General features: G+C 72.0%; 9 protein-coding genes. 2 read left to right on the forward strand and 7 right to left on the reverse strand.

Annotation, left to right across the window (positions count from 1 at the left end):
* Window positions 1-109: 109 nt before the first annotated feature.
* Window positions 110-5,101 (forward strand): NAD-glutamate dehydrogenase, encoded by a 4,992-nt coding sequence (locus AB0D31_RS24255; protein ID WP_362726758.1) that lies wholly within the window; start codon window positions 110-112, stop codon window positions 5,099-5,101.
* Between the two features lie 59 nt (window positions 5,102-5,160).
* Here the strand turns inward: AB0D31_RS24255 and AB0D31_RS24260 are convergent, their stop codons facing one another.
* The 3 genes from AB0D31_RS24260 to AB0D31_RS24270 form a co-directional block, all read right to left on the reverse strand.
* Entirely contained in the window at window positions 5,161-6,459 is a 1,299-nt protein-coding gene (locus AB0D31_RS24260; protein WP_362726760.1) for a glycosyltransferase 87 family protein, read from the reverse strand.
* A 279-nt stretch (window positions 6,460-6,738) separates the two neighbouring features.
* Window positions 6,739-7,545 carry an ABC transporter ATP-binding protein gene (locus AB0D31_RS24265; protein WP_362726842.1) on the reverse strand — a complete coding sequence of 269 codons (807 nt, stop codon included), beginning with the start codon at window positions 7,543-7,545 and terminating at the stop codon, window positions 6,739-6,741.
* Between the two features lie 7 nt (window positions 7,546-7,552).
* Window positions 7,553-8,446, reverse strand: coding sequence for an ABC transporter permease (locus tag AB0D31_RS24270; RefSeq protein ID WP_362726845.1), 894 nt, complete (start codon window positions 8,444-8,446; stop codon window positions 7,553-7,555).
* Between the two features lie 241 nt (window positions 8,447-8,687).
* On the opposite strand from AB0D31_RS24270, the gene AB0D31_RS24275 reads away from it, so the two are divergent.
* Window positions 8,688-9,323, forward strand: a complete 636-nt coding sequence (locus AB0D31_RS24275; protein WP_362726763.1) for a TetR/AcrR family transcriptional regulator — start codon at window positions 8,688-8,690, stop codon at window positions 9,321-9,323.
* 432 nt (window positions 9,324-9,755) lie between these two features.
* Here the strand turns inward: AB0D31_RS24275 and AB0D31_RS24280 are convergent, their stop codons facing one another.
* From AB0D31_RS24280 to AB0D31_RS24295, 4 genes are all read right to left on the reverse strand, one after another.
* The gene (locus AB0D31_RS24280; protein ID WP_362726766.1) at window positions 9,756-10,637 is read right to left on the reverse strand and encodes a carbohydrate ABC transporter permease; all 882 of its coding nucleotides are present in this window, start codon (window positions 10,635-10,637) and stop codon (window positions 9,756-9,758) included.
* Window positions 10,634-12,001 carry a sugar ABC transporter permease gene (locus AB0D31_RS24285; protein WP_362726768.1) on the reverse strand — a complete coding sequence of 456 codons (1,368 nt, stop codon included), beginning with the start codon at window positions 11,999-12,001 and terminating at the stop codon, window positions 10,634-10,636. Before AB0D31_RS24285 ends, AB0D31_RS24280 begins: the two co-directional genes overlap by 4 nt.
* Window positions 12,002-12,008: 7 nt before the next feature.
* Window positions 12,009-13,451, reverse strand: a complete 1,443-nt coding sequence (locus tag AB0D31_RS24290) for an ABC transporter substrate-binding protein (protein WP_362726771.1) — start codon at window positions 13,449-13,451, stop codon at window positions 12,009-12,011.
* Between the two features lie 397 nt (window positions 13,452-13,848).
* Window positions 13,849-17,199, reverse strand: a complete 3,351-nt coding sequence (locus AB0D31_RS24295; protein WP_362726774.1) for an FtsK/SpoIIIE domain-containing protein — start codon at window positions 17,197-17,199, stop codon at window positions 13,849-13,851.
* Window positions 17,200-17,419 lie beyond the last annotated feature (220 nt).

Here is a 17,419-nt window from a genome sequence, read left to right on the forward strand (position 1 = left end):
ATCTCTCATCGCGGCATAGCGTCGACACCGACCGGACACCCCGCGTCGTGGCGTTGCGTCGCTTCTTTCCCCTACGTCACGCAACGGCGCGCGACAGGAGCCAGAGGACATGCAGACCAAGCTGGACGAAGCCAAGGCCGAGCTGCTCGCACGGGCGGCCCGGGTAGCTGAGAACAGCCCGGCCGGGGGGCCCGGAGCCCTGGGGGACACCCCCAGGAGCGACCGGGCGGCCACGACCGAGGCCACGAGCGAGGAAGGTCCCGACCAGGGCGTCCTCCTCGGGTACCTCCAGCGCTACTACCTGCACACCGCGCCCGAGGACCTCGCCGACCGCGACCCGGTCGACGTCTTCGGCGCCGCGCTCTCCCACTACCGTCTCGCGGAGAACCGGCCGCAGGGCACCGCCAACGTCCGGGTGCACACCCCGACCGTCGAGGAGAACGGCTGGACCTGCAGCCACTCCGTGGTCGAGGTCGTCACCGACGACATGCCCTTCCTGGTCGACTCGGTCACCAACGAGCTGTCCCGGCAGAGCCGCGGCATCCACGTGGTGATCCACCCGCAGGTCGTCGTGCGCCGCGACGTCACCGGCAAGCTCATCGAGGTGCTCGACACCGCCGCCCCGACCGCCGAGCTGCCGCACGACGCGCTCACCGAGTCCTGGATCCACGTCGAGATCGACCGCGAGACCGACCGGGCCGACCTGAAGCAGATCACCGCCGATCTGCTGCGTGTCCTGTCCGACGTACGGGAAGCCGTCGAGGACTGGGAGAAGATGCGCGACGCCGCGCTGCGCATCGCCGACGAGCTGCCCAAGGAGCCGAAGGCCGGCGACCTCCTCGACGAGGACATCGACGAGGCCCGCGAGCTGCTGCGCTGGCTCTCCGTCGACCACTTCACCTTCCTCGGCTACCGCGAGTACCAGCTCACCGACGACGACTCGCTGTCCGCCGTCCCCGGCACCGGCCTCGGCATCCTGCGCTCCGACCCCAAGCACGGCGAGGACGACGCCCACCCCGTCTCGCCGTCCTTCAGCCGGCTGCCCGCCGACGCCCGCGCCAAGGCCCGCGAGCACAAGCTGCTCGTGCTGACCAAGGCCAACAGCCGCGCCACCGTGCACCGCCCGTCCTACCTCGACTACGTCGGCGTCAAGAAGTTCGACGAGCAGGGCAATGTGATCGGCGAGCGCCGCTTCCTCGGCCTGTTCTCCTCGGCCGCGTACACCGAGTCGGTGCGCCGGGTGCCGGTCGTGCGCCGCAAGGTCCAGGAAGTCCTCAAGGGCGCCGGGTTCTCGCCCAACAGCCACGACGGCCGCGACCTGCTCCAGATCATGGAGACCTACCCGCGCGACGAGCTGTTCCAGACCCCCGCCGACCAGCTGCGCTCCATCGTGACCTCCGTCCTGTACCTCCAGGAGCGCCGCAGGCTGCGGCTCTACCTGCGCCAGGACGAGTACGGCCGCTACTACTCGGCGCTGATCTACCTGCCGCGCGACCGCTACACCACGGGCGTACGCCTGCGGCTGATCGACATCCTCAAGGAGGAGCTCGGCGGCACCAGCGTCGACTTCACCGCGTGGAACACCGAGTCGATCCTGTCCCGGCTCCACTTCGTGGTCCGCGTCCCGGCCGGCACCGAGCTGACCGCGCTCACCGACGCCGACTCCGAGCGCATCGAGGCCCGCCTGGTCGAGGCCGCCCGCTCCTGGGCCGACGGCTTCTCCGACGCACTGAACGCCGAGTGCGGCGAGGAGCGCGCCGCCGAGCTGCTGCGCCGCTACGGACACGCCTTCCCCGAGGGCTACAAGGCCGACCACTCGCCGCGCGCGGCCGTCGCCGACCTCGTCCACCTGGAGCAACTCACCCACGGGCGGCGGGACTTCGCGCTCTCCCTGTACGAGCCGGTGGGCGCCGCGCCCGGCGAGCGCCGCTTCAAGATCTACCGGATCGGCGAGCAGGTCTCGCTCTCCGCGGTCCTCCCGGTGCTCCAGCGCCTCGGCGTGGAGGTCACCGACGAGCGCCCCTACGAGCTGCGCTGCGCCGACCGTACGCACGCCTGGATCTACGACTTCGGTCTGCGCATGCCGAAGAAGAGCACCGGTACCGGCGACTACCTCGCCGACGACGCCCGCGAGCGCTTCCAGGAGGCCTTCGCCGCGACGTGGACCGGCGCCGCAGAGAACGACGGTTTCAACTCCCTGGTGCTGCGCGCCGGCCTCAACTGGCGCCAGGCGATGGTGCTGCGCGCCTACGCCAAGTACCTGCGCCAGGCCGGCTCCACCTTCAGCCAGGACTACATGGAGGACACCCTCCGCGACAACGTCCACACCACCCGGCTGCTGGTCTCGCTCTTCGAAGCGCGGCTCTCGCCGGAACGGCAGAAGGCCGGCACCGAGCTCACCGACGGGCTGCTCGAAGAGCTCGACGGCGCCCTCGACCAGGTCGCCAGCCTGGACGAGGACCGCATCCTGCGCTCGTTCCTGACCGTCATCAAGGCGACGCTGCGGACCAACTACTGGCAGAAGAACGCGGAGGGCAACCCCCACGCGTACGTCTCGATGAAGTTCGACCCGCAGGCCATCCCCGATCTCCCCGCGCCCCGCCCGCAGTTCGAGATCTGGGTGTACTCGCCGCGCGTCGAGGGCGTCCACCTGCGCTTCGGCAAGGTCGCCCGAGGCGGCCTGCGCTGGTCCGACCGGCGTGAGGACTTCCGCACCGAGATCCTCGGCCTGGTCAAGGCACAGATGGTGAAGAACACCGTCATCGTGCCGGTCGGCGCCAAGGGCGGCTTCGTCGCCAAGCAGCTCCCCGACCCGTCGGTGGACCGCGACGCCTGGCTCGCCGAGGGCATCGCCAGCTACAAGACGTTCATCTCGGCGCTGCTCGACATCACCGACAACCTGGTCGCGGGCGAGGTCGTCCCGCCGGCCGACGTGGTCCGCCACGACGAGGACGACACCTACCTCGTGGTCGCCGCCGACAAGGGCACCGCGACGTTCTCGGACATCGCCAACGACGTGGCGATCAGCTACAACTTCTGGCTCGGCGACGCCTTCGCGTCCGGCGGCTCCGCCGGCTACGACCACAAGGGCATGGGCATCACCGCCCGCGGCGCCTGGGAGTCCGTCAAGCGGCACTTCCGCGAGCTGGGCCACGACAGCCAGAGCGAGGACTTCACGGTCGTCGGCGTCGGCGACATGTCGGGCGACGTGTTCGGCAACGGCATGCTGCTCTCCGAGCACATCCGGCTGGTCGCCGCATTCGACCACCGGCACATCTTCATCGACCCGAATCCGGACGCGGCGACCTCCTACGCGGAGCGCCGCCGCCTGTTCGACCTGCCGCGCTCCAGCTGGGCCGATTACGACAAGGAGCTGCTGTCGGCGGGCGGTGGCATCCACCCCCGCACCGCCAAGTCGATCCCGCTGAACGCGCACATCCGCGAAGCCCTCGGCATCCCGGCCGGCGTCACCAAGCTGACCCCGGCCGACCTGATGCAGGCGATCCTGAAGGCCCCGGTCGACCTGCTGTGGAACGGCGGCATCGGTACGTATGTGAAGTCGTCGGCGGAGTCCAACACCGACGTCGGCGACAAGGCCAACGACGCGATCCGCGTCAACGGCGAGGAGCTGCGGGTCAAGGTCGTCGGCGAAGGCGGCAACCTGGGTCTCACCCAGCTCGGCCGCATCGAGTTCGACCGCAAGGGCGGCCCCGAGGGCGACGGCGGCAAGATCAACACCGACGCCATCGACAACAGCGCCGGTGTGGACACCTCCGACCACGAGGTGAACATCAAGATCCTGCTCAACGGGCTCGTCACCGACGGCGACATGACCGTCAAGCAGCGCAACAAGATCCTCGCGGCGATGACCGACGAGGTCGGCCACCTGGTGCTGCGCAACAACTACGCGCAGAACGTGGCGCTGGCCAACGCGGTCGCACAGTCGCCCTCGCTGCTCCACGCCCACCAGCGCTTCATGCGCCGTCTGGGCCGCGACGGCCACCTGGACCGGGCCATCGAGTTCCTGCCCAACGACCGCCAGATCCGCGAGCTGCTCAACACCGGCAAGGGGCTCAGCCAGCCCGAGCTCGCCGTGCTGCTCGCTTACACCAAGATCACGGTGGCCGACGAGCTGATCCACACGGTGCTCCCGGACGACCCCTACCTCGCCAAGCTGCTGCACGCCTACTTCCCCGAGCAGCTTCGCGAGAAGTTCACCGAGGCGGTCGACGGGCACGCGCTGCGCCGCGAGATCATCACCACGGTGCTGGTCAACGACACCGTCAACATCGGTGGCTCGACCTTCCTGCACCGGTTGCGCGAGGAGACCGGCGCCTCGCTCGAAGAGATCGTGCGGGCGCACGCCGCGGCCCGCGAGATCTTCGACGTCAACCAGGTGTGGGACGCGGTCGAGGCGCTCGACAACAAGGTCGACGCCGAGGTCCAGACCCGGATCCGGCTGCACTCGCGCCGCCTGGTGGAGCGCGGCACCCGCTGGTTGCTCAACAACCGGCCGCAGCCGCTCCAGATCGCCGAGACGATCGAGGACTTCTCGGCCGGTGTCGCCCAGGTCTGGGACGCGCTCGCGGGTCTGCTCAGGGGCGCCGACCTGGAGTGGCACCAGAGCATCCTGGACGAGCTGACCGGCGCGGGTGTGCCGGAGGAGCTCGCGCGGCGGGTCGCCGGGTTCTCCTCGGCCTTCCCGGCGCTCGACATCGTGGCCATCGCGGCCCGCACCGGCAAGGAGCCGCTCCAGGTCGCCGAGGTCTACTACGACCTGGCCGACCGGCTGCGCATCACCCAGCTCCTCGACCGGATCATCGAGCTGCCGCGCGCCGACCGCTGGCAGTCGATGGCGCGCGCCGCCATCCGCGAGGACCTGTTCGCGGCCCACGCCGGGCTGACGCAGGACGTCCTGGCGGCCGGCAACGGCATGACCTCGCCGGAGGAGCGCTTCAAGGCGTGGGAGGAGAAGAACGCGGCGATCCTGGGGCGTGCGCGCACGACCCTGGAGGAGATTCAGTCCTCCGACGCGTTCGATCTGGCCAACCTGTCGGTCGCCATGCGGACCATGCGGACGCTGCTGCGCACGCACGTCTGAGCTTCCGCAGCGGGCAGTTGACGCGGTGAAGGGGCGCCCACCCTGGGGTGGGCGCCCCTTCAGTGTCGTTCGCTGATGGTGGCGTCCCGCACCGTGGCCGTCGACGCCGTCACCGTGGCGGCCCACAGCCTGCGGCAGGAGACCAGGGCGGCCGCGAGCAGCAACGCGTTGCGGGCGGCCATCACCCCCGTGCCCAGGGCGCTGCCCGCGATGACCTCGTCGTACAGGCAGGGAAAGGCGAGTGCGCTCAACGCGGCGGCGGGCAGCAGGAGTTGGGCCACCGGCCGCTGGGTGGTGCGGCCCGAGGTGAGGCAGACGGCGGCGAGACCCAGGAGCCAGACCAGGTACTGGGGGCTGATCACCCGGCTCGTCACGGTGAACAGGAGCACCGCGCACAGCGCCGCGTCCAGCGGCACCGCCACCGCCCAGCGCCGCGCGCGCACCCGCCAGAACACCAGCCAGCAGACGGCGAGCCCGGTCAGGGCGAGGCTGAGGGTGACGAGCGCGGAGGCGTACGCGCCGGTGAACTCCATGGCGCCGTAGCGGTAGACCACCTGGCCGGGGCGGCCCGTCGCCAGGTGCGCGAGCTGGAGCGCGGTGCCGCCGAGGGACTCGATCTGGAGCCCCCGGCCGCCCTGTTGGCGCGCGAAGTCCAGGGAGTGGTCGAAGGCGAGGGCGGCCACGGTGAGCAGGACGGCCGCCGAACCGAGCGCGCCGAGCAGGGCGCGGCGGGTGCTGCGGCCGGGCGGGGCGCCCACCAGGGCGAGCAGCGGCCACACCTTGACCAGAGCGCCCAGGCCCGCAAGCGCCCCGCCCAGGCCCGGCCTGCGGCGCAGCGCGAGCAGGGCGCCCACCGCGAGGGCGGTGGCCTGGACGTCGTAGCGGGCGTACGGGATGTGGAGCAGGAGCGGGAGGCCGCCGACCCACAGCCAGGCCCCGGCCGAGCTGCCGCCGGGCCGGGCGCCGGCCCGCACCAGGGCGAGGGCGATCAGCGCGTCGCACCCGAGGGTGACGGCGGTGAAGGCCTGGAAGAAGGTGAGGAAGGGGAAGAGGGTGGGGGTCAGCAGCACCGCGCCCGCCCCCGGCGGGTACTGCCAGGTGGGGTCGCCGAAGGGGAAGGCGCCGGTGGTGAGCTGGTCGTACCAGCGGCGGTAGAGGACGTAGACCTCGCCGCTCACACCGCCGACGCCGAGCCGGTCGGTGACCAGGAGGTGGAGCATCAGCGCGCGGGTGGCGACCCAGCCGGCGGCGAGCGCGGCGTACCGGGTGCGGCGGCCCAGGGCACCCGGATCGGGCGCGGTCGCGGGGGCCGGGATGCGGACCCGGGCGGGCGGCGGGGGCATCTGAGAGGGCGTCATCGCGCGAAGTTTATGCGCGCTTTGTCCGGATTGGTGGGGCGCCGCGACGGGAGTGCGCGGAGGGCGCCCCGGTCCTCCGCGGGGCGCCCCGGGCGACGGTGATGTGTGCGGGGGCGGGCGCGCGGGGGTGCGGGGCCCTCACGGTGCGGGGCCCTCATGGTGCGGGGCCCTCATGGTGGGGCGCCCTCACGGTGCGGGGCCCTCATGGTGGGGCGCCCTCACGGTGCGGCGCCCTCATAGGTGTGGGGCACTGTTGGCGCCCACACCACAGCGGTCTCGCTACTTCTTCTTCGTGTACTCCTCGTACGCGGCGAGCACCTCGGCCGTGGGGCCGTCCATGCGCAGCGTGCCCGACTCCAGCCAGAGGCTGCGCTCGCAGGTCTCCCTGATCGAGGCGTTGCTGTGGCTGACCAGGAAGACCGTGCCGGCCTCCTTGCGCAGCTCGTTGATGCGTTCCTGGCTGCGGCGCTGGAACCGGGCGTCGCCGGTGGCCAGGGCCTCGTCGATGAGCAGCACGTCGTGGTTCTTGGCGGCGGCGATCGAGAAGCGGAGGCGGGCGCTCATGCCGGAGGAGTACGTGCGCATGGGGAGCGAGATGAAGTCGTCCTTCTCGTTGATCCCGGAGAAGTCGACGATGTCGTCGTAGCGCTCGCGCACCTCCTCGCGGGACATGCCCATCGCGAGCCCGCCGAGGGTGACGTTGCGTTCGCCGGTCAGGTCGTTCATCAACGCCGCGTTGACGCCGAGGAGCGAGGGCTGGCCCTGCGTGTAGATCTTGCCCCGGGCGGTCGGGAGGAGGCCCGCGACCGCCTTGAGCAGCGTCGACTTGCCGGACCCGTTGGAGCCGATGAGGCCGATCGCCTCGCCGCGCCGGGCCACGAAACTCACGCCTCTGACCGCGTGTACCTCGCGCATGCCGGGGCTCTCCTTGCGGGAGACGATCCGGTTGAGCGCGGCGGTGGCGCTGCCCCTGCCCTTGGAGCCGGTCCCGTTGACCTTGTAGATGATGTGTACGTCGTCGGCGATCACGGTCGGTGTGCCGAGGGAGTCCGTGGTACCCCGGCTCGGGGCCTCGGCGTCCGCCATCTTCGTATCAGCCACGTCCGTACTGCTCCTCTGCCTTCCAGAAGTAGATGAAGCCCGCCGCCAGCGCGACGACCGCCCAGCCGCCGGCCACGGCCCACACGTGCGGGGGCAGCTGCTTGGCGTGGAAGCTCTTGATCATCGAGAACCGGACCAGGTCGATGTAGACGGCGACCGGGTTGAGGCCGAGGAGCCGGCCCACGATGTGCGGCAGCTTGTGGAGCTGCGGGGCGAGGTTCCACATCACGCCGGACATGTACATCCAGGTGCGCAGGATGAACGGCATCACCTGGGCGATGTCCGGGGTCTTCGCGGTGACGCGGGCCATGACCAGGGCGAGGCCCGTGTTGAACATCGACTGGAGGATCAGGGCCGGGACGAGCAGCAGCCACGAGACGCTGGGCAGCTGGCCGAAGCTCATGATGATGATCGCCAACGCGGCCAGCGAGAACAGCAGTTGCTGGAGCTGCTGGAGGGCGAGCGAGACGGGCAGCGAGGCGCGCGGGAAGTGCAGCGCCCGCACCAGGCCGATGTTGCCGGTGATCGCGCGGGTGCCCGACATGATCGAGTTGGCCGTGAAGGTCCAGATGAACACGCCCGTGACCAGCCACGGGATGTAGTCCGGGGTGCTGGACTTGTTGCCCATCAGGATGCCGAAGATGAAGTAGTACACCGCCGCGTTCAGGAGCGGCGTCATCAGCTGCCAGATCTGGCCCAGCTTCGCCTCGCTGTACTGCGCGGTCAGCTTGGCGGTGGCGAACGCGGTGATGAAGTGGCGCCGGGCCCACAACTGGCGCAGGTAGTCGGGCAGCGTCGGACGGGCGCCGCTCACCTTCAGGCCGTACTTGGCGGCCAGCTCGGCCGGGGCGAGGGCCTGGTCGCCGGTGCGGCGGCCGGGCTGCATCGGGATGGAGGCCGATGCGGCCGATGGGGCTGCGGTCGGGCGCGCAGCTGCGGTCTGGCTCACTACAGTCGCTTTCGCCGGGGCCCGGGAGGCTTCCCGGGGCGGAGGATCACCCGCCACGGGAGGATTCCCGGGGCGGGGGACGGGCGGCGACGGGACGGAACCGTATCGTCGCCACGGCGAGAGTAGGACGCGATGACGTCGCAACGCAACCGTCTCGTCGCAACGCTATGCTCAAGCCATGACCAAGACGGACCCGGAGACCGCCGCCGCCAGCCGCCCGCCGTCACGCCGCGCACCCGCCGGGGCGGCCGTGCTGCGCGAGGACGTGACGGACGCCATCCGGGGGGCCGTCTTCGAGGAACTCGCCGCGGTCGGCTTCGCCCGGATGTCCATCGAGGGCATCGCGCGGCGTGCGGGCGTCGGCAAGACGGCGGTGTACCGGCGCTGGAAGTCGAAGCTCGCCATGGTGCTCGACCTGGTGTCGGTCTTCGCCGAGCAGGGCCTCCCGGTACCGCACACGGGGTCGCTGTACGGGGACATCCGGGCGCTGCTCGCGGTGGCTTCGATGGCCCTGCGCCACCCGATCGCCTCGCAGGTCATCCCGGACCTGCTCGTCGAGTCGGTACGGCATCCGGAGATCGCCGACGCGATCAAAGCGGCGCTGCTCGACGGGCAGCAGGGGGTTGCCGTGGTGGTCGTACGGGAGGCAGTCGAGCGCGGTGAGCTGCCCCCCGGGGCCGATCCCGACCGGGCCCTCGATCTGATCGTGGGTCCGCTGTACTGGCGCCTGGTGGTGGTCAAGGGCGGCCTCCCCAAGGGCTACCTGGACGACCTGGCCAAGTCGGCCGTGGCCGCGCTGACGGCTGTCGGCTAGCCGGGGGCGGCCCGCGCCGCGGTGTCGCGTTCGGCCGGGAGCTTGGGTCCCCGCGACGCCGCGCTCCCTTGCGGCGGCAGGTCGAGGTGCCCCCGCCGGACCGCGGGCGGACACGTTCGACGCCCCGGCCCGGGCAGGCGCCCCCGGAAAAGGCCACCGGAGGCGGGCTTTTTGTGCGCCCCCTTCACGCGCCCCCGCGTTTGATCGATAATTACCTTGGTGTCGAGATAAAAACGCGCGCGAGCCAGCTATATGCGGCGCATTTAAGCAGCTATTCCCGCATGGTCTTGTTGCTGAACTTTAAGCCGTTTTGTGTGGAGGAGTGACCTTCATCACTGCGCGCCGGGGCGGAGCAGCAGTGGCGGGGGCGCGGACCTCGTGCGTGCCGTTGACTCAACGCCTGCCGCACCCCCCGTTCCGCCACGCGCCCGCTCACTTCACCGCCCCGGCCATCACCCCCGACACGAACTGCCGCTGGAAGGCGAAGAAGACGGCGAGAGGGATGACCATCGAGACGAAGGCGCCGGGTGCGAGGACGTCGATGTTGTTGCCGAACTGGCGCACCTGCTGCTGCAGGGCCACCGTGATCGGCGGGTGCTTGGAGTCGGCGAAGATCAGCGCGACCAGCATGTCGTTCCAGACCCACAGGAACTGGAAGATGCCGAGCGAGGCGATCGCCGGGCCGCCGAGCGGCATCACGACCCGGGTGAACAGGCGGATCTCGCCCGCGCCGTCGAGCCGGGCGGCTTCGAGGAGCTCCCTGGGGATCTCCGCGAAGAAGTTGCGGAGCAGGAAGATCGCGAAGGGCAGGCCGAAGGCGACATGGAAGATGATCACGCCGACCGTCGTCTCGAAGATCCCGATCTGCCCGAAGAGCTTGGCGACCGGCACGAGGGCGACCTGTACGGGCACGACGAGCAGGCTCACGACGACCATGAACCACCAGTCGCGTCCGGGGAAGTCCATCCACGCGAACGCGTAACCGGCGAGCGAGCCGATGACGACGACCAGCACGGTGGCCGGGACGGTGATCGCGACCGTGGAGAGCAGGGAGTTGGTGATCGTGCTGTTGTCCAGCAGGTTCGCGTAGTTGTGGAAGGTGAACTGGGACGGATCGGTGAACGTCTTCCACCAGCCGGTGGAGGCGATGTCGGCGGGGCTGCGGACCGAGGAGAGCAGCAGCCCGACGGTCGGCATCAGCCAGAAGAGCCCCACCAGGATGAGGAACACGCGCAGGACGCCGCCGCCCGCCCGCGAGACGATGCGCGCGGGCAGCGACTGCCGCGCCTTGACGATCCCTTCGGCAGCGGTCATCGCTTGGCCTCCCTGCGCATGCGCCGGATGTTGAAGAGCATCACCGGGATCACGAGGAGCAGCAGCAGGACCGCGATCGCGCTGCCGATGCCGAGGTCCGCCTCGGTGCCGAAGGAAGAGCGGTAGAGCTGGAGGGCGAGGACGTTCGCGTCGGCCTGGCTGGAGCCGGGCGCGATGATGAAGACCAGGTCGAAGATCTTCAGGACGTTGATCATCAGCGTGACCAGGACGACCGCGAGTACCGGCGCGAGGAGCGGGACGGTCACGCGGCGGAACACCTGCCACTCGTTGGCGCCGTCCACCCGCGCCGCTTCGAGGAGTTCGCGCGGAAGGCCGGCGAGGCCCGCCGCGATGAGCACCATGGCGAAGCCGGCCCACATCCAGATGTACGAGCCGATGATGGCCGGCGTGACCAGGGCCGGGCCCAGCCATTCGACGCCGTTGTACGGGGCGTGGAAGTTGCTCTCGGGGAGCCGGAGTTGAGACCCGTCGGCCGAGGCGGGCAGCGTGAACGTACCGTCGGCCGCGGCGGTGGCCGAGGCGACCACCTTGCCGTCCCGCACCGCCTCGACCTTCATGCCCTTGAGGCCGAGCTCCTTGGGGTCGATGACGGACGGGTGCCCGCCGCCGCCCTTGGTGAAGTCGAGCCAGACCGTGCCGGTGACCTTGCCCGGGGTGCTGGGGGCGGCCTTCGCGGGCGCCGCCGACGACGGCATCGTGTCGGCGGCGACCCCGACCAGGGGCAGCAGCACGGGGGCGCCCGCACTCACCGAGCCCCGGGTGATGAACGCGCCGCCGCCGCCGTCCTTCAGCGGGGCGGTGGGCAGCGGGTGCGCCTTCGGGTATCCGGCCGCGTCGGTGAACGTGTCGTGTACGCCCACCACCACGGCGTTGGCGACCCCGCGCGCCGGGTCCTGCTCGTACACGAGGCGGAAGATGATGCCCGCGGCGAGCATGGAGATCGCCATCGGCATGAAGACGACGAGCTTGAACGCCGTTCCCCAGCGCACCCGTTCGGTCAGCACGGCGAAGATCAGACCGAGGGCGGTGGCGATCGTCGGGGCACAGACGACCCAGATCGCGTTGTTCTTCACCGCGGTGCGGATGGTGTGATCGGTGAAGAGGGTCTTGTAGTTGTCGAAACCGGCGAACGAGTTCCCGGACTGATCGAAGAACGATCGATAGATCGAGAATCCGATCGGATAGACGACGAGCGCACCGAGCAGTACGAGCGCGGGCAGCAGGAACACGGCCGCGATCCACTTGCGTGTGGCGGTGACGCTCTTGCGGGTCCTGGGCGCGGGGGGCGTGGCGGGAGGCGGGGCCCCTCCCGCGGTGGCGCCTCCCGCCGTGGCGGTCGTCATCGCCGGATCAGTTCTTGAACGCCGCGGCCGCGTCGGCCTCCAGCTTGGACTGGGTGCCGGTGACGTCGGACGGGTTCTTCAGGAAGTCCTGAAGGTCCTTCCACTCGCCCTTGCCGGGGGTGCCGCCGAAGGACTGCGGGGCCTGGTCCGACATGTCGAAGCGCACGTTGTCACCGGCGCCGATCAGCGCCTTGGCGATGCCGCGCTGCACGTCGTTGGGGTACGCGCCGAGGTCGAGGGCCTTGTTCGGCGAGATGAAGCCACCCGACCCGGCCGCGATCTTCGCGGCGTCCGTCGAACCCAGCCAGGTCAGCAGCGCCTGCGCGCCCTTGGTGTCCTTCAGGGCCACCGCCGCGTCGCCACCGGTGACGACCGGGGCCTTGTCGCCGACCGCGGGGAAGGGGAACGCCTTGGCGTCGGTGCCGACCTTGGCGGAGGTCTCCGCGATGTTGACGGCGGCGAAGTCGCCCTCGAAGACCATGCCCGCCTTGGGCTGGTCGCCACCGGTGAAGGTCTGGGTGACGGAGGCGGGGAACTCGGTCTGGAGCGCCCCGTTGGCGCCGCCCGCGATCAGGTTCGGCTTGCCGAAGAGCTGGGCGAGCGTGGTGAGCGCGTCCTTGACCGACGGGTCGGTCCACTTGATCGTGTGCTTGGCCAGCTGGTCGTACTTGTCGGGGCCGGCCTGGGAGAGATAGACGTTCTCGAACCAGTCGGTGAGCGTCCAGCCGTCCGCGCCGCCCACCGAGACCGGGGTCACGCCCGAGGCGGAGATGGTGTCGGCGGTGGCGAGGAAGTTCTTCCACGTGGCGGGCGGGGTGGCGCCCGCGTTGTCGAAGACCTTGGTGTTGTACCAGACCAGGGACTTGTTGGCGGCCTTGAAGTACACCCCGTACTGGGTGCCGTCGACGGCGCCCAGGTCCTGCCACACCTTCGAGTAGTTCGCGGCGAGCTGCGCCTTCGCCTCGGGTCCGGCCGGCTTGGCCCACTTCTTCGCCACGGCCTGCTGGATCGCGCCGACCTGGGGGAGCATCGCCACATCGGGCGGGCTGCCGCCGGCGATCTTCGTGCCGAGGAAGTTGACGATCGGGTCCTGGGCGGGGACGAAGGTGACGGTGGCGCCGGTGCGCTTCTCGAACTCCTTGAGCACCTTCACGAAGTTGGCCTGCTCGGCCCCCGTCCACACCGCGGCGACCTCGATCTTCTCCCCGTCCAGCTTGGGGAGTTGGACGCTGCCGGCCGGTGTCGTGGTGCTGCTCGCGGACGGCGTGCTCTTCTTGCCGTCGTCGCTGCTGCCGCAGCCGGCGGCGCTCAGCGCGAGACCGCCGACGGCCACGACGGCCAGCAGGGTGCGGCCGGTGGTGCCGGTGCGTGTACCGACGCGTGTGCCGGTGGGCGTGCCGGCGCGTGTCCCGGTGCCTGTGGTGGTGCGGCCTGTGCGAGTGGTGCGCATGCGTGCCCCGTCTCTCCCGTGCGCGTACGAACCGCCGCGCCCGGTGACGCAGGCGCCGCCGCTCTCGTCCCGAGCGACAGTCCTACGCCGGGTGCACGGGTGCCGCAATACCGCCTTGCCCGTCACCCTGATGATCGTGATGGGCTTGTGACGTTGGGTAATGCGGGATGTCCCAACTACCCTCCATTACTGCCGTGTTGATCACCGGCGCGCGCACCACCGCCGGGCGCCCGCCCCAGGGAGTGTCTCCACTGCGGCGTCACCCGCCCCGGGGAGTCTCCGCACGGCAGCGTCGTCCGTCCTGGGGGTGTTCGCACAGCAGCGTCGCCCGCCCAGGGGGGTGTCCGCACAGCAGCGTCGCCGGCTCATCGGCCAGACGGGACGTTGCAGACACGATCTAGGTCAGCGGCGCCACGGGCGGTGCGTTGACCAAGGAGGCCGCGCGGTCGAGGGCGCTCGCCAGCAGGGCGAGGTCGGTGGGGCCGTTGCCGAGCTCGCGGACGGGGCGGCGGGCCGGCGGGTCGCCCATCCGCTCCCACTCCAGGACCACGACCGTCGGCCGCTGCGTCGCGGTGCGCGGTATGCGCCCGGTGACCCGGCCGCCCTGGAACGGGACGGACACCCCGTCCGCCTGGTGGAGCCGGCCGCGGCCCGGGGACGGCTCGTCCGGCGACGGTGTGGCGGGCGGCGCGTCGAGAACCACCCGGTGCCGGGCGCCGCGCGCGAGCTCGGTCTCGGCCGTGCGGTCGGGCCGGGCCGAGGTCGCCACGAGGTGGACCCCGAGCCGCTCGCCGTCCCTGGCCACCGCTTCGAGGGCCCGCACGACCGAGCCGGCGGCCGGCCGGCCGGGGCTGCCGAGGGCGGGCGCGACCAGCGCGTCGAGATCGTCGACCAGGACCACCAGGCGAGGCAGCGAAGGTCCCTCTTCGGTGCGGCTGCGCGAGACCGGGCGCAGCCGCAGGGTGCTGCTGCCCGGCGGGTCGAGGTCGCCCCGGCTCTCCGCGGCGGGCGCCGGACGCTGGCCCACCAGGCGTCCCGCGACCTCGCGCTGTGTCTGCCACTGGGCGAAGCCGAGCCCGCCGAGCAGCTCGGCCCGGCGCTTCAGCTCGGCCCCGAGCGCCTGGGCGAACTCCCGCATCCGGACCGGATCGGAGGCGATCAAGTGCGTGGACACGTGCGGCAGTTCGGTGCAGGGGCGCAGCCCTTCGCCGCGCTCGCCGCCCGCGCCGTCGACCAGGATCATGCCGAGCCGGTCGGGGCGCGTGCCCGCCGCGAGCGAGGCGGCGGCGGCCCGCAATAGCTCCGTACGCCCGCTGCCGGGGGGCCCTTCGATCAGGAGGTGGGGCCCGTCGGACGCGAGGTCCACACCGACCGGGCCGCGCGGCCCGGTGCCGAGCACGACCGCGCCGTCGGGTGCCGACTCCCAACGGGCCATCAGGGAGGCCGGGGTGGCCCGCGCGAGCCCCAACTCGTCCAGGAGGCGCGAGGTCGCGGGCAGCGAGGAGGTGATGCGCCCGGCCGTCGACGCCGAACCGTCGCTGGTGCGCAGCGGGGCGAGGGCACGGGCGAACCGCTCGGCCCAGGGGCGCGACACCGCGTCGACCGTCGCCACCGTGCCGTGTCCCGCGGGGCGTCCGCCGGCGATGCGGACGAGCCGCAGGGCGGTGGCCACATCGCCGCTGAGCAGGGCGACCGCGCCGCACTCCCGGAAGGCGAGCGAGGCCGCGCACGCCGTCTCGTACGTGGCGTCGACGGGGGACGCGGGGGACGCGGCCGGGGTGTCGGCCAGGCACAGCAGATGGATACCGGCGGCGGAGCCGGCGGCGGCGAGCCGCGCGGTGGTCTCGCGCAGCGGGGCCGAGCCGGGGTCGCCGTCCACCACGACCACCGTGAACGGGCCGCGGTGGCCGGCGGCCGCCTCGGCCACCGCCGCCCGGTCCGCCGAGGCCCAGGCAGGACCGAGCGGGCCCGCGTCGAGCCGTCTGACCAGCTCGGAGGTGCGGGCCGTCGCCTGATCGCGGTCGTAGGCGAGGAGCAGCCGGCAGTCCTGTCCGTGGGCGGGGCGCACCTGGGGGAGCCAGCCGAGCCACTCCCATTCGGCGGTGCGCGTCTGGAGGCCGCGCGCCCGGTCGGTGCTGATGAGGACGATCTCCAGGGTGGCCGGCGCGTGCAACGCGGCGAGCTGGGCGATCACCGAGCGGGCCAGGCCGGCCAGCCGCTCGCGGGGCCCCGCGAGGCCCAGCGAGCCGGCCTCGCGCAGCCCCACCGTGACGGGCACGGCCGCGAGCTCGCCCCGGTCGGCGGTACCGACCCGCACGGCGAGCGCCTCCGGATGGCCGGGCTCGCGCTCCCACAGGCGGGGGCCCGGGCCGAGCGCGGTCAGCAGCAGCGCGGCCGGGTCGGGCCAGCTCTCCGGCGCGGGCTCGACGGGGTGGTGCGGCGGCTCGGCGGGGGCCGGTTCGGGCACGGCCTCGCCGCGCCCCCCGGTCAGCCGCCGCGCCCAGGCCCCTATCCCGCCCCGCCTGCGGCCGGCGTCGGTCTGCCCGGCGCGGGCGTGCTCGATGCCGTCCGTCCCCGGCAGGGTGCCCTCGGGCAGCCGGGTGCCGCGCATCGGAGTGCCCTGACGTCCGCCGGGCCGCGCCTCGCGCCGGTCGTCCTCGCCGTCGTGCCCGTATCCCTGGGGCGCCCCGAGCTCGTCGCCGCGGGCGCCGTACGGGTCGTCGTACGCGTTCTCGTACGGCTCCCCGTGCGGGTCCGTACCCCAGGAGGCCGCGCGGGGAGGTGGTGCGGTGGAGGCGGCGCCGGACCTCGGGCCCGTATCGGAGGGAGAACGCGGGCCCGTACCGGAAGACGAACGTGAGCCCTCGCCCGAAGACGAACCTGAGCCCTCGCCCGGAGAAGACCGCGGGCCGGCGCCGGAAGAAGGGGGAGCGCCGAGGGCGGTCGGGCTGCCGTGGGCCGGGGTCGCGCCGAAGGCGGTCGGGTTGCCGTGGGCCGGGGTCGTGCCGAAGGTGTACGCGGTGTCGCCCGGCGCGGGGGGCGTCGATTGGGCTGTCGCGCCTGCCCGTTGGGTGCCCGGAGCATGGTGGGACGCCGGGGCCGGGGTGACGCGCAGATGGCCCTCGCCGTCCGGCGTGGTCGCCAGCGACGGCTCGGTCTCGGGGCCGCCCGGCGCTAGCCGCAGCGCGGACTCGCCGATCCGCAGCAGCGCCCCGGGGGCGAGCCGCACCGGGCGCGCGCCGATCTCCCTGCCGTCGACACGGGTGCCGTTGGTGGAGTCCAGGTCGGCGACGCTCACCCCGCCGTCCTCGCCGACGGTCACCGTGCAGTGCCGGCGCGACACGTCCGGATCGTCGAGCGCCACATCGGACTCGGTGGAGCGGCCGATCGCGATGCGGCCGCCGTGCAGCAGATGGACACCGCCCGCGTCGGGCCCCGCCACCACGTGGAGCCGGGCCGGGGCCGGGCCGTCGCGGGCCGGCTCGTCCTCCGGGGGAGCGCCGAGCGAGAGCACCGCGCCGTCGACAAGCGGCGGCTCGCCGAGCACGCGGCGCTGGGCGTCGAGCCGCTCACGGCCCGCGTACAGCACCACGGAGGCGCCCGAGACCTCGGCGCCCGAGGCGGCCGACGCCAGGCCGGAGACGACGGCCGCGAGTGCCGTCCCCGCCGGGGCGGTGACGAGCACGTCGCAAGCGCGCGCCACAGCGTGGCCGCTGCGCGGCGCGAGGACGGTCAGCCGGATCTGCATCGCCTCGGCGGTCCCTTCTGCGCGGGGGTACCAAGAAGGGGGACCAGCCCTGTGATTCCCCCCACCCGGCACACAATTCGTGCTGAGGGCATCCTCGCACCTGCCACTGACAACACGCCCGTCGCCCACCTCGAATTGATCTTGATTGGTCGGGCGGCGACGCAAATGTGGACGGAAAAGTGGCTGGTTACGACCGAGTGGGGCATCCGCGAGGGATGCC

Origin of the sequence: Streptomyces sp. NPDC048361, assembly GCF_040651795.1 — a bacterium.
Taxonomy (GTDB): domain Bacteria; phylum Actinomycetota; class Actinomycetes; order Streptomycetales; family Streptomycetaceae; genus Streptomyces.

Bases quoted from the DNA above. Each gene is read 5' to 3' on its own strand.
- AB0D31_RS24255 (WP_362726758.1), top strand. From the start codon at position 110: ATGCAGACCAAGCTGGACGAAGCCAAGGCCGAGCTGCTCGCACGGGCG.
- AB0D31_RS24260 (WP_362726760.1), bottom strand. From the start codon at position 6,459: ATGACGCCCTCTCAGATGCCCCCGCCGCCCGCCCGGGTCCGCATCCCG.
- AB0D31_RS24265 (WP_362726842.1), bottom strand. From the start codon at position 7,545: ATGGCGGACGCCGAGGCCCCGAGCCGGGGTACCACGGACTCCCTCGGC.
- AB0D31_RS24270 (WP_362726845.1), bottom strand. From the start codon at position 8,446: ATGCAGCCCGGCCGCCGCACCGGCGACCAGGCCCTCGCCCCGGCCGAG.
- AB0D31_RS24275 (WP_362726763.1), top strand. From the start codon at position 8,688: ATGACCAAGACGGACCCGGAGACCGCCGCCGCCAGCCGCCCGCCGTCA.
- AB0D31_RS24280 (WP_362726766.1), bottom strand. From the start codon at position 10,637: ATGACCGCTGCCGAAGGGATCGTCAAGGCGCGGCAGTCGCTGCCCGCG.
- AB0D31_RS24285 (WP_362726768.1), bottom strand. From the start codon at position 12,001: ATGACGACCGCCACGGCGGGAGGCGCCACCGCGGGAGGGGCCCCGCCT.
- AB0D31_RS24290 (WP_362726771.1), bottom strand. From the start codon at position 13,451: ATGCGCACCACTCGCACAGGCCGCACCACCACAGGCACCGGGACACGC.
- AB0D31_RS24295 (WP_362726774.1), bottom strand. From the start codon at position 17,199: ATGCAGATCCGGCTGACCGTCCTCGCGCCGCGCAGCGGCCACGCTGTG.